Source organism: Marinobacter sp. 2_MG-2023 (genome assembly GCF_030546935.1).
In the GTDB taxonomy this organism is placed as follows: Bacteria; Pseudomonadota; Gammaproteobacteria; order Pseudomonadales; family Oleiphilaceae; genus Marinobacter.
The window spans coordinates 651,358-663,299 of the sequence record NZ_JAUOPH010000003.1; the positions used below are offsets into that span (position 1 = coordinate 651,358).

Annotated in this window: 10 protein-coding genes; 2 read left to right on the forward strand and 8 right to left on the reverse strand. The window is 52.3% G+C overall.

The window, feature by feature from the left end; genetic code table 11:
* The 7 genes from Q4501_RS10265 to Q4501_RS10295 are packed head-to-tail and all read right to left on the reverse strand — an operon-like array spanning nucleotide 1 to nucleotide 8,736.
* Nucleotides 1–1,827 carry a carbamoyltransferase C-terminal domain-containing protein gene (locus Q4501_RS10265; protein WP_303596121.1) on the reverse strand — a complete coding sequence of 609 codons (1,827 nt, stop codon included), beginning with the start codon at nucleotides 1,825–1,827 and terminating at the stop codon, nucleotides 1–3.
* Nucleotides 1,824–2,819, reverse strand: coding sequence for a polysaccharide deacetylase family protein (locus Q4501_RS10270; RefSeq protein ID WP_303596122.1), 996 nt, complete (start codon nucleotides 2,817–2,819; stop codon nucleotides 1,824–1,826). The genes Q4501_RS10265 and Q4501_RS10270 overlap by 4 nt, the downstream gene beginning before the upstream one ends.
* A gap of 8 nt (nucleotides 2,820–2,827) precedes the next feature.
* Nucleotides 2,828–4,183 (reverse strand): hypothetical protein, encoded by a 1,356-nt coding sequence (locus Q4501_RS10275; protein WP_303596123.1) that lies wholly within the window; start codon nucleotides 4,181–4,183, stop codon nucleotides 2,828–2,830.
* Nucleotides 4,184–4,187: 4 nt separating this feature from the next.
* Nucleotides 4,188–5,063: a polysaccharide biosynthesis protein gene (locus Q4501_RS10280; protein WP_303596124.1), complete on the reverse strand. Its 876-nt coding sequence runs from the start codon at nucleotides 5,061–5,063 to the stop codon at nucleotides 4,188–4,190.
* On the reverse strand, nucleotides 5,063–6,652 hold the full coding sequence (locus tag Q4501_RS10285; RefSeq protein WP_303596125.1) for an XrtA system polysaccharide chain length determinant: 1,590 nt from the start codon (nucleotides 6,650–6,652) through the stop codon (nucleotides 5,063–5,065). The genes Q4501_RS10280 and Q4501_RS10285 overlap by 1 nt, the downstream gene beginning before the upstream one ends.
* Nucleotides 6,652–7,290 carry an XrtA/PEP-CTERM system exopolysaccharide export protein gene (locus tag Q4501_RS10290; protein ID WP_303596126.1) on the reverse strand — a complete coding sequence of 213 codons (639 nt, stop codon included), beginning with the start codon at nucleotides 7,288–7,290 and terminating at the stop codon, nucleotides 6,652–6,654. Before Q4501_RS10290 ends, Q4501_RS10285 begins: the two co-directional genes overlap by 1 nt.
* 39 nt (nucleotides 7,291–7,329) lie before the next feature.
* Entirely contained in the window at nucleotides 7,330–8,736 is a 1,407-nt protein-coding gene (locus Q4501_RS10295) for a TIGR03013 family XrtA/PEP-CTERM system glycosyltransferase (RefSeq protein WP_303596127.1), read from the reverse strand.
* 318 nt (nucleotides 8,737–9,054) lie between these two features.
* On the opposite strand from Q4501_RS10295, the gene Q4501_RS10300 reads away from it, so the two are divergent.
* On the forward strand, nucleotides 9,055–9,963 hold the full coding sequence (locus Q4501_RS10300; protein WP_303596128.1) for an XrtA system polysaccharide deacetylase: 909 nt from the start codon (nucleotides 9,055–9,057) through the stop codon (nucleotides 9,961–9,963).
* Between the two features lie 31 nt (nucleotides 9,964–9,994).
* The gene (locus Q4501_RS10305; protein ID WP_303596129.1) at nucleotides 9,995–11,035 is read left to right on the forward strand and encodes an ExeA family protein; all 1,041 of its coding nucleotides are present in this window, start codon (nucleotides 9,995–9,997) and stop codon (nucleotides 11,033–11,035) included.
* A gap of 65 nt (nucleotides 11,036–11,100) precedes the next feature.
* On the opposite strand, the gene Q4501_RS10310 is transcribed toward Q4501_RS10305, so the two are convergent.
* On the reverse strand, nucleotides 11,101–11,823 hold the full coding sequence (locus Q4501_RS10310) for a PEP-CTERM sorting domain-containing protein (RefSeq protein ID WP_303596130.1): 723 nt from the start codon (nucleotides 11,821–11,823) through the stop codon (nucleotides 11,101–11,103).
* Nucleotides 11,824–11,942: the final 119 nt, after the last annotated feature.

The window sequence follows — 11,942 nt, forward strand, 5'->3', positions numbered from 1 at the left end:
TCAGTGCCCCGGGTTCGGGTGTTTTACCAGGAATGGCCCTATCGCAAGATAATCCAGAGCACCCTGAATAAAGGCTCTGACACCATCTTCCGGAGAGTTCACGATCGGCTCTTCGTGCATATTGAAACTGGTATTGATGAGGCTCGGGATACCACTGAGTTTTTCGTATTCTTTCAGGATGTCGTAGTAACCGGGATTAGCCTCGCGCTGGATAAGCTGCGGTCTGGCTGTACCATCTACATGAACAGCAGCAGGGCAATTTTCACGCATAAAATCAGTGCAATCGAAGGTGATCGTCATGAACTCCGCAGCGTGCTCTGCGCCTTTTATGTTGTGGTAGCACTTCTCCCGGGCTTCGTAGAGAGTAACCGGTGCGAACGGCATAAACTCAGTACGGCCCAGACGCTTGTTCAGCCACTGATTCACTTCCGGCTCACGGGCATGGTAAAGAATGGAGCGGTTGCCCAGCGATCTGGGGCCGTATTCCATCCGACCATCAAATCGTGCCACCACTTCACCGCCATGAATTAACGCTGCAACCTCTGCTGCAAGATTTTCCGGACGGCGATATTTCAGGTTCTCGGTTTTCAGAGCCGCTTCAATTTCGGCTTCGGAATAGTCCGGCCCCATGTAGGCGTTGGTAATAGAGGGTCTAACGCCACCTGGCCAGCTGTGATAGAGCGCAGCGCCGGTGCCACAGCCACCGTCACCCATATTCGGGTACACGAAGATGTTATTCACGCCTTCGATTTCAAAAATACGTTGGTTCAGTTTTACATTCGCGGTTACGCCGCCCGAGAGCACAATGGTATCGATGCCGGTTTTTTCGACCCAGTAGCGGATATAGTTGGTTGCCACTTTTTCGAGGACATACTGATAGGCTGCTGCAACGTCGATCTTCGGAAACTTCGAAGCGAGGTAACGCGAGAAGAACACGTTATTGGCTTCGTAGATCCGGAAATCGCCCGGAGTCTGTTCAATGCGGGAGAGCAGAATATCACCAAGGATGCTTGGGTCACCGTACGAAGCCAGACCGACAATCTTGCCTTCGTGGCGACTGGGCTTGAACCCGAGGCTCGAGGTAACGTGTTCGTACAAGGTTCCCAGCGAATTTGGATACGGCAAGCCATGCAGACGATGAATCTTACCATCGCGGGCTTCACTAACCGAGCCAGCCAGCCCTGAGCCATAACCATCCAGGGTCACACACAGCGCACGCTCATAGCCGCTGCACAGAAAGCTGTTGGCCGCGTGGGATAGATGATGGTCCATGCGTTTTACGGGCTTCGTCCAGCCCATTTCGTTCAAGCCTTGATTGAGCTCAGCTTCCCATTGCCGGAAGGACTCTGTAGCACCTTCACCCCAGTGTCTGGAGGATTTCAGAGCTGCATTGTTAGACGCGAGCTTCTGAATGCCTGCCATGTTGTAGTAGGAGTTATGGAGAAAGCCCTTTTCCATAATGGCGTTCGGGTGCTCAAGGCCATGAATCGGCTGGTTACGATCAGGAACGCGGCCCAGTGCCTCTTTAATCTGAGGGCCAAGATCCTTGGGCTGGAATGCTTTAATAAAAGCTTTTTCATCTTCCAGGTTTTTCGTGAATAGCTTTTGTTCATTCTCCGCAGCAAGGAACGGATAGCACACCTGGTCAAAATCGCTCATGGAGAGACCAGTGTATGAAAGTGCCTTCTCCAGTGCCTTGCGTGGAAAGCCGGATTGCTGCTTTACTCTGGAAAACCGTTCTTCGCCAGCGGCAAAGAGAATGTTGCCATCCTCAACAATTGAAACCGTTGAGTCTTTGTCTAGCGGGGATATCCCGAGCACCTTCATGCCTTACTCTCCATATACTTGCGAATGCGGGTTGGCGAAGACGCCTGTCCGCCTAATTCATTGAAAAAGAAATCGAAAAACTGCCGAAAGCTGTCCAGAAACGCCTTCAGTTGGGCTTCATTCTGAACATAAGTTGTGTGGCCTGGCACAACGCTCGGGCTGTGGAAGCTCCAGGTAAAAGTGCGCACGCCCTGCTTGTAAAGGGCCCGGGTAAGCTTGATGTGTTCTGCTGGCGTAAAGCCTTCCGGTGACAGCATGAGCCTGTCTACCGCACCGACACGGGCCAGAATGCCCGGCGCCCTGAATTTGCGCAGTCGTTGCGCAACCTCATATAGTGGAACAGCCAACGGGCTCGCCCAACCGATAAACCCTCCGGTGCAGGGAATCTCCAGAATCGGTCGGTCTGAACCGCCAAACCTGAATGGGTACGCATTATATTTGCGGTAGTCCGGGCCTCCATCCGCCCGGGAATCCAGGGGTGGACAGACAGACAGGTCAATATCAAACCCCAGCTCCTGGAGAATACCCGTGGTATTCGGCCCAAAACCGTATCGACCGGCTTTATACGCCACTGGCGCCCTGCCGAAATTCTGCTCAATGGTTTCACTAAGAATCCGGAGTTTTTCCCTCTCCAGTGCTTCAGGAAGATTACCTGGATACATGTTCGACCGGGTTACCGCTTCCTCCTGAGGAGGATTTACCCAGGGGTGGAGATGCGCACCGATTTCACACTGTCCTTTTGCTGCGAATTGTTTCAGCAGTCCATATCCCTGGGGCTGACTGGCTACCGGGTAATCAATGACGTAGCAGGGGCAAATGCCGTACTCGTTGAAGATTTCCTGGGCCCGATCGATGTGCGCCATGGCTGACACACGATTGGCGTTAGCATCTGGCTCCGCGCTCCAGTCGAATTCTTCTTCAGTATCAATCACCACGATCAGTTGTGGCGGTGTCTCCGGAGGCAGGCGTATTTCTTTCTTTTGTTCAAACATAATTTGGATCAACGCTGACCGCTCATTGCGAAACCGCGACTCAACACAAAGCGCAGCTCGTATTGGTCCTGATTATTTCTCAGTGACGAACGGAGATAAGACTGATAGAGCTGCACACCAAAGCTTGTGTGTTCAGCAAGCTGACGGGTCCAGCCCATGTTTATTCGGTGGACTTCGTCAACGATCACATCAGCATCTTCATCTGCATCGCCTTCCCAGCTATATCCGAAGTTGAGCCTCTGAAGCGCGTCTAACTGGAAACCAAGATTAATACCGGCACGGTACTCATGAGTCGTAGCTCCGGAAAGTTGCGATTCCAGGATGGCACCTGCAGCGTATACCCCAAGGTCGCAGGCATCGCATACCCGTTGGTTGTTGTGGGTAATAGACAGTGAATCGCTGACCGTGAGGTCTCTTAACCTAATGGTATCCGGCAGAAATGAAAACTCAGGCGGCACGTTCAGTGACAGATCGGTGGCGCTATCAGACATACTGCGGTCGTACTTCACAGCGGAACTCCAGTCGGTGGTGACCCAGGCACGCTCTACGAAACCCGTCATCGCGTCATACTCACTCGTGGTGCCGCCGCCGGCATACTCGATTTCTGCCTTGCTGCCCCCGCCCCCGATACTGAAGGACCCGCTCTCCAACTGCAGGCTGTATACCAGTTGTGCGGAATCAATGGTGATGTCTGTATTGTCTTCATCAGACCAACTGCGACTGACGTTAAGGCTACCTGTGGAACGCTCACTCAGCCTTCGTGAAAACTCGCTACCAACGGTATAGGATTTCTGGTCATTGAGATCATCTTCACCAAAGCTTCGCCCTGCCTGGGCAAAAAACCTCAGGGTTGAAAGTTCACCCGGATAAAAACGCAGCCCTGCACCTGCACTCAAGGTATTCCGGGTATCGTAACTGGAGGGGTTTATCACGAACCCGGTGTCGTTGCGCACCGAGCTGACCGTGTGGCCTAGATTGAAATCGACGCGGCTACCGGGATCAAAGTACGCATAGCGGGAGGCGCCGGTGATGGAGCTGTTGTCTCTCAGCCCGCCGCCGGAGCCCTCCTGATCTGTTTCCAGAGTTCCGCCATATAGCAAAGCAAGTGAATTGGCCCCACTTTCCAGGGAGCCACCTATCTGCCCGGAGATACCGAGCGTGGGTTCTGTGTTGGTGTCAGTTGACGTTCCCTGATCCGTTCGAGTGTGTTTTACGCCCGTAAACACCGAGGCCGAACCAGAGAGTGTTTCAACATTGTCACTGAAACTCTGCCCTGTAACCGCAAGTGGCCAGGCTGAACAGACAACACCTGCATAAAGAAGGGTGAGACGAAATTTGCTTGCGTTCCCTGCTCTGCGTTCCATGGGGCTACTCCTGAAAAATCAGGCCGGAGAATTTATCAGACCCGAGCGCGTCTACAGAATCCGCAATAATCTCTCCGGTGACTTCCCCAAAAGGAACACCAAAGACGATCTGATCTGCGAAGCGCTCAAGGATCCGTCCCTCAGTATTTTCACGGAAAGGAGGTGCATTCAACACTATGCACCGATCCGGATAACGGGCCTTCAGCTCAGTAATCAGTTCGCGCATTCGTACGGCAGAAAACAACTCAACTGCAGAGGATGCCTGAGTACCCGCAGGAATCACCGAAAGACGCTCAACACCACTGGGATAAATAATGGACTTAATAGTCAGCGATCGATCGCCAACGAAATCCGTAACGCCGTACTCCATCGGAGCTGAAACCAGGGCTTCCAGCTCATTGCTGTAAGGGTCGCAATCCACGAGCAATGCCGAGCTATGGGAATCCAGCCCGAAAGACGCGGCAAGATTAAATGCCGTCAGAAGCCCACCGGAGCCGTTACCGAGGCTACTGAACATCACTGTGAAATTGCCCTCGCCGGCGCGGTTGCGCAGCTGTATACGCAGCTCGCGATAGGCGTCCATCACTTCTTTATCGGACATGCCGGAATAAATTATTTTCCGCTCCCGCAACTGTTCACGGCTCCACGGATTGGGGTTGCTGATTAACCCAAGGGACATCGACGAATCGTAAACGGTGGGCGGGTATTCATTGCGATCATGCTCTAAACGAGTCCAGTTCGGCTTGTCCCGATTCGAGCCTGCGTATGGTCGTTCTTTACGAAAACCATCTTCAGCTTTTGCTTCGCCCCTGTCTCGCTCGAACTGACGGCGCTCATCCTGGCTTTTCAGAAGTGCATTGTAGAGTTTGTTGTCATCCATCAATTGCCTCCTCCCGCTTCTCCAGATACCAGCCCGGTTAATTCGCTGGCTTTATTGATCAGCTGTTCCGGGGTAATACCCATTACACTGAAGACGAGAACGGCTAAATACGCGACCATGAAAACCGCCAGTATGATCAGGATCGAGAGAACATCCTTGCGCAGCAAACGGTCCTTCCAAGTGCTGCGGTAGTGAGGAATGGTGGTCAGCACTGGAATGGATTCCGGCAACGCCAGTTGCAGCGCCCGGGGTGAGCGTAGACGCTGATCAAACATCACCAGCATCACCAGCAAACCCAGCACCATGGCGCTACCCAGGAATGGGCCGGCCAGGCCGACCTGGTAAAGCTGCAGGCCATCCCAGTGAGTCGGATACGTTGCCGGCTCCTGAATCTTGTAACTCACGCCTTCACCCTGCACATCCAGAGTCATGGACAGCCGGGCTTTTTCCCGACGCTGAAGCATGTCTTCGTAAACGCCACGAGTAACATCGTAGTCTCGCGTGAGCTCTGAGAGCTCCGCCTGGTTCTCTGCGACTCGCTGGGAACGCTCGAACCCCTCTTCGAGAAGCCGCTCCAGCGACGCCAGGCGGTTTCTCTGAACGGCCAGACGTGTCGTGCTATCAGACAACTGTATTTTGAGGTTTTCGTAAACCGGGTTTTCCATAACCTCGGTCACACCACCGTCCCGGTCATCATCAGTTTGCGTGGACACACGCTTTTCAAGGTCAGCAATCTGGTCCTGAATACTGACGACGTCCGGATGACGTTCGTGATAACGCAACAACAGCGAATCCAGCTCCTGCCGCATATTGGCCAGTCGGCGTTCGGCGGACGACTTGCCAGGGTCGATAGTGATGCGACGCACTGGCTGCTCATTCTCAAGCTGCCGCCGGGTTAACTGCACTTCGGATTCAGTTTGCTGAATTTCCAGCTTCAGGTTTTCAATATCCCTTCGCAGGCTTTCAATCCTGGCGAGCACACTGCTCTCGGTTCCATCCTGATTGCCGGATTTGAATTCCTTCAGCCGTTGCTCGGCCTCTTCGAGCTGGCGCTGATAGGTTTTGACCTGGGAATCGATAAATTCAAACGCCCCTTGGCTCTCGGAACGTTTTTTACGCACGGTACGCTCAACAAAACGGTTCAGCACCGCACTGAGGACCTGGAAGGACTCATCAGGGCTTCCACTGGTATAGCTCAGCTCCAGGAAATTCCTGTTGGATACCCGAATACCGACCTGCTTGCGCAGGGTGCTGATCTTTCCGTTGCGCACAGCATCCGTTTCACCGCCTCTTATCAGCCCGGTATCCAGAGCGATCTGCTCAAGGAATGAACGGCTTTGCATCATCTCCCGGGCTTCGTTGATACGGTCAAGCTGAGTCATCTCAGCTTTGCCTCGAAGCAGCGGTTGGAGAATATTGGACTGGTCTGCGTACAAAACAGCCTGCGAGGTATAACTCTTCGGTGTTACATAGCCCAGCGTCAACACCCCTGCTGTAACGGTCATAAAGATGATGACCGCTGCCAGCCTGTGCCGGTAAAGCTCAAGCTTTACCGCACGAAGGGTATCAATTATGAACTGTATATCCATCAGAGCTCGCCCCGGAACAACTGCTTACGGGGCACACTGATGACGTCGCCCGGCTGCAGGCTATGATTCGTGCGCATATCACCGTCAGTAAGAATGGCCTCGAGATCCAGACCAAAACTCTGGTACTCACCATTGATCTCGCGGTGCAGAATGGCACGGCTGTCGGCGGCAAAATCGGTAACACCGCCGGCCATCAACACAACGTCCAGCACCGTCATGCCTGGCTGGAAAGCAACGGACTGTGGCGAAGCAACCTGGCCGGTAATACGTATCCGGTTTCGAAACTCTTTACTTAGCGGGTTGGTGACCATCACCGTGACTTCCGGGGTACGAATATATTCCCCCAGGGTGTTGCTGATCTCAGAGGCCAGATCTTCAGGTTTTTTACCTTCTGCCTTTACATCGCCCATCAGAGGCAAGGAGATAAAGCCATCTGGTCGAACAACGATGGACTGGCCCAGCTCCGGGTTGCGCCATACGTGCACAGAGACGGTATCTCCTACACCAATTTCGTAAGGCTCAGCTTCCAGTTCTGATGCCGGCGGCATTTCAGCGGAAGACGGCAGGCCAGAGCAGGCTGCAATGAATAGCCCGAGAACTGCAATTAATCCCGCTCGCATTAACGTAGTAATAGTCATAAACGCCCTCCAAATCCTTGTTTTTTCTTCGTCTGTTTATTACCGAACGCCTTTCCCCAAGAGAATTACTTCCACTGTCTGGATCATGATGAGGAAATCCATCAAAAGGCTGTGATTTTTGGAATAGTAAAGATCGTACTCCAGCTTGCCCCGGGCGTCTTCTACCGATGCTCCATAGGGGTATTTAAGCTGTGCCCAGCCCATTAAGCCAGGCTTTACATAATGTCGGGTGTCATAAAACGGGATCTTTTCTTTCAGTTCCGAGACAAACTCCGGCCTTTCCGGGCGCGGCCCAACGATACTCATTTCGCCTTTGATCACGTTATAGATCTGCGGCAGCTCATCCAGGCGTGTGTTTCGTATGAACGCGCCCACCCTGGTTACACGGTTGTCGTTGGCGGATGCCCAGCGAGCTTTACCATCTTTTTCTGCATCCTGACGCATGCTTCGAAACTTGTAGATTCGAAACTCTTTGCCCAGCATTCCGATTCGGTTCTGGCTATACAGGATAGGTCGCCCGGTCTCCAGAAACACCGCAATGGCAGTGAGAATAATAAACGGCAACATCACAGCCAGGAGCGTGAGACTGATCAGCAAGTCCAGAGAACGCTTTGCAATGTCACGGGTTTTGGAGGCCTGAAACCCCTCTGAAAATACGATCCAGGATGGGTGCACCATATCCAGCTTGGCTTTTTTCAGTTCCCGCTCGTAGAAATCTATGCCATTGGTTATGGCAATACCGCGCAGTTTGCACTCCATCAGCTCGGGCACTGGCAACCAACCGCCTTCCTTGCGACGACGCTCTTGCTGCGCAATAACAATCTCGGAAACCCGGTTTTGACGGCAGAATTGGTAAAAATCATAGGGTGTGGGTAGCAATTTGTCAGCAGGAACTGCGCCATTCGGATTCTCTGCGATACAGCCGATGATCTGCACACCGAGTGCGCGCATGTTGCGCTCATATTCGTCCAGAAGAGTTGCTGCGAAATCACCCCCTCCGAAAATCACCACACGGCGCACCAATTGCTTCAGATCCACAACCCAGAGAAACAAGAGCCGCATGCCAATCACGACGACAGAGGCGAAAATCACAGCCCAGAACAAATTCGTGCTGCCCGGATCGGCAGATGGAAGCACCAGATAGAGAAGCTTCAGCCCTATCCCGCCAACAAAACAGTAAGCAACCAAGGTACGGAAAAAAAGAGCTGAAACACTCTCATGAACCATAGCTAAATAGCCGCCCATGGCCAGGGTTCCACAGCTCAGGATCAATGCAAAAAGGACGGACGACAGAGGACTTGTGATCACAGAAGGATAACCGACACCCGCAATAGAGAGCAGGAGCCCAAGAAAGGTAAAAATCAAATATAAAACGATGAATTCCAGCGCACCAAGCACCAGATAAGGGATATGAAGGTAATGCTTCCGAAACCGTATATAGGACACGCCGAACTTCCTTGTCGTCTGCACAACTCCATGCGCCAGACCAACATCAAATTCTCCGGCGGCGAACACTCAACCTGACACTAGAGCGACTCCGCGCCACCGGTTCCCTGTTATTCTATGGCCTATTTTGCGCTGACCAAGAAGTAATCACAACTCATTGTATCTTTTGGTAACACAGTTTTACATTGTTTTTCTTGGCAACGGGAATTTACTCGCTTCAAGAATTGTATTTGCACGGTCAGTAGGTGAAAATTGAACAATCGGTGCAAACAGATGGTTAGTAACATAGGCTATCAGCACCATTGGACAGGAGATCCCATGCCCGGTACGGAACCATCTTCACCCTTGCACGCCATGAGTATAGACGTAGAAGATTACTTCCACGTTGCTGCCCTTTCTGGAGTGATTCATCCGGACCAGTGGAACTCTCTGCCCTCACGAGTGGAACAGAATACGGAGCGCCTGCTATCCCTGTTTAATAAACATCAAGTAAAGGCAACGTTCTTTGTATTAGGCTGGGTAGCCGAGAGATTCCCTACTCTTATCCGCAAGCTGTCTGACCACGGTCACGAAATTGCCTCCCATGGATACAGCCACCAGCTGATTTATAATCAGACTCGGGACGTGTTTCGTGAAGAAACCATTCGCTCTAAAGCTTTGCTGGAAGACATTACAGGCAAAGCCGTAGAAGGTTACCGAGCCGCGAGCTACTCCATTACCCGGGAGTCCCTCTGGGCACTGGATGTACTAAGCGAGGTCGGCTTTACTTGGGATTCGAGCATTTTCCCGATTCGACACGATCGCTACGGTATTCCCGGTTCACCGTCTGCACCCTACTCGATAGAAACTGCCAGCGGAGCCATCATCCGCGAGTTCCCACTGACCACCGCCCACATAATGGGGCTTTCCATACCTGCCGCCGGTGGCGGTTATTTCCGTCAGTTCCCCTATCCGGTGTTTCGTTACCTGTTCCGCAACGCATCGGGGTTCGGTGCGCGCCCTCAGATGTTTTATCTGCACCCCTGGGAGATAGACCCGGAGCAGCCACGTTACAATGACGCAAGCTGGTTCTCACGCTTCCGGCATTATACTAACCTTGATCAGTGCCACGATCGCCTCGAACGACTACTCGGGGACTTCCGGTTCGGAACCGTGAGTGAAAGCTATAATGCCTATGAACCAGACAAAACCCTGCTGCGCAGCGATCAGATGATCCGCCTCGCCTGATTCAGGGCACAGAGCTGAATAGGAACTGAATATGTATCTTGAATTTTTCGGTCTCCACAGACACCCCTTCCGCATCACACCGGAAGACGATTTTATTTACATGAGCCAGCAGCATTCGCGGGCTTATGTGTATATGTCCTCAGCGATCTGGAGCTCTGAGGGCTTCGTAGTGATCAGTGGTGAGATTGGCTCGGGCAAAACTACCCTGCTGAAAAAGACAGTCCGTAACCTTGAAGGCAATCTGAAGCTGCTTAATATTGCCTATACCAATCTTGAATCAAAGGATTTGTTTGGCCTGATTCTTCGGAAAGCCGGGCTGCAGGTGGCCGACGACAGCAAGGTTGCCATGCTGTTTCAGATTACAGATTACCTGGAGAGAATGGCTTCCGCTGGCACTCCGGTGGTACTAACCATCGACGAAGCGCAGAATCTTACCCGGGAAAACCTGGAAGACATCCGCATGCTGGCCGGCATGGAAAGCATGGGCGGGCCTTCAATGCGCGTCATTCTTCTTGGCCAGCCGGAACTGAAGCAAGCGGTTCTGGACATCCCCCAACTCGCTCAGCGTGTGAAACTGTTCTTTCACCTGGAAGGGCTCACTTACGCAGAAACAGCCGAGTACATCGACTACCGGCTATTGGTTTCCGGCCACGGCGGTAACAAGCTTTTTGATGGCGATACGGTCCGCGAAATCCACAAGCTGAGCAAAGGCATACCACGGCTGATCAACAAGTTGTGCGACGGCATGATGATGTGCGCCTATTCGGAAGACCGCCCGTTTATTGACCCCCATGATCTCAAATCCATTCGCAAGGATTTGCTGGGGGACGAGCTACCGACGAATACGCCCAAAACAGCCGAACTCCGGAAGCGGGAACACCCGGCACAAGCACAAAGCGACCAACACACAGGCGAGCTAGCCGGCGCGGCTAACGCATTGCTGCGGATGGCAGAAGCACTGGAGAGAATTGAGAGCCGCCTTGCCAATGCCTTCCCGGAAGAACAATCCACTCCAAAGCAAAGCTTTGGAACGCCAGACAACGTGAAACCGCTCTCACCCGGGCGCAAATAAGCCCGGTTATAACGAAAAAATCCCGGGCAAGCCCGGGATTTTTTGTTCAAACTAACCCTGAACGATTATTTCGACGCTCTTTTCCGTGTAACACCAAGACCCAACAATCCAAGCCCCAAGAGTGCAAATGTACCTGGCTCTGGCACCGCAACAGAACCAATGGTTACGTTATCCAGCCCATAGCCGTCGCCATTGGCGTTAGAGAAAATGCTCATATCACCAAGACCGGCAGCATCAAACAAGCTGATGTAGAAAACCTTACCACTACCCAGCGCACTACCAAAAATATCACCGAAACTGAAATCCACACCGCCTATGGAGAAACGGCCACCCGAATCGTTCGGATCGGTCATATAGAAGCCCATAGCGTTATAGCCTGCGGTTGGTGAAATTTCCATTTCACGAGCATCCATACTGTCGAGCCAGTTAGGCGAAGATAGTGAAAAGCGACCGCTGAATGGGGAGGCGCTGTTGTTGAGAACAGCAAGCCCGTCCGAACAGTTGAAACTGCCATTATCACAAGCACCACCTACTCCCTGCGTGACGCTAGTGAAAGAAGTCCCCGCAACAAGAACTGAATCAATTGTCAGATCCTGTGCACCCACGGTGTACCCTCTGTCGAAGGTCTCAGTAAGACCACTTCCACCTAATGTCGACAGAAAAGCCGTTTCTGCAGCTGTAGCGGCAGCATTGCCCTCACCGCTGATTGTCAGTACTGGCACGGCACTAACCAATGAAGACACGCTCAGTGTCAATCCCGCTACTGCTAATTTAATGGCTGTTTTCATTGGTACTACTCCTGGCATCCTGGTTTAGTCGCAGTAACCTAAAGCGACCTTTACAACAGAATTGCAAACCCTGTGCCAAAATAAATAACCCATAATATTCAGAAACTTAACTTCTATCA

What these genes read in the sequence shown, in the direction of transcription:
- Q4501_RS10265 (WP_303596121.1), bottom strand. Translation starts at nt 1,827, where the DNA reads ATGAAGGTGCTCGGGATATCCCCGCTAGACAAAGACTCAACGGTTTCA.
- Q4501_RS10270 (WP_303596122.1), bottom strand. Translation starts at nt 2,819, where the DNA reads ATGTTTGAACAAAAGAAAGAAATACGCCTGCCTCCGGAGACACCGCCA.
- Q4501_RS10275 (WP_303596123.1), bottom strand. Translation starts at nt 4,183, where the DNA reads ATGGAACGCAGAGCAGGGAACGCAAGCAAATTTCGTCTCACCCTTCTT.
- Q4501_RS10280 (WP_303596124.1), bottom strand. Translation starts at nt 5,063, where the DNA reads ATGGATGACAACAAACTCTACAATGCACTTCTGAAAAGCCAGGATGAG.
- Q4501_RS10285 (WP_303596125.1), bottom strand. Translation starts at nt 6,652, where the DNA reads ATGGATATACAGTTCATAATTGATACCCTTCGTGCGGTAAAGCTTGAG.
- Q4501_RS10290 (WP_303596126.1), bottom strand. Translation starts at nt 7,290, where the DNA reads ATGACTATTACTACGTTAATGCGAGCGGGATTAATTGCAGTTCTCGGG.
- Q4501_RS10300 (WP_303596128.1), top strand. Translation starts at nt 9,055, where the DNA reads ATGCCCGGTACGGAACCATCTTCACCCTTGCACGCCATGAGTATAGAC.
- Q4501_RS10305 (WP_303596129.1), top strand. Translation starts at nt 9,995, where the DNA reads ATGTATCTTGAATTTTTCGGTCTCCACAGACACCCCTTCCGCATCACA.
- Q4501_RS10310 (WP_303596130.1), bottom strand. Translation starts at nt 11,823, where the DNA reads ATGAAAACAGCCATTAAATTAGCAGTAGCGGGATTGACACTGAGCGTG.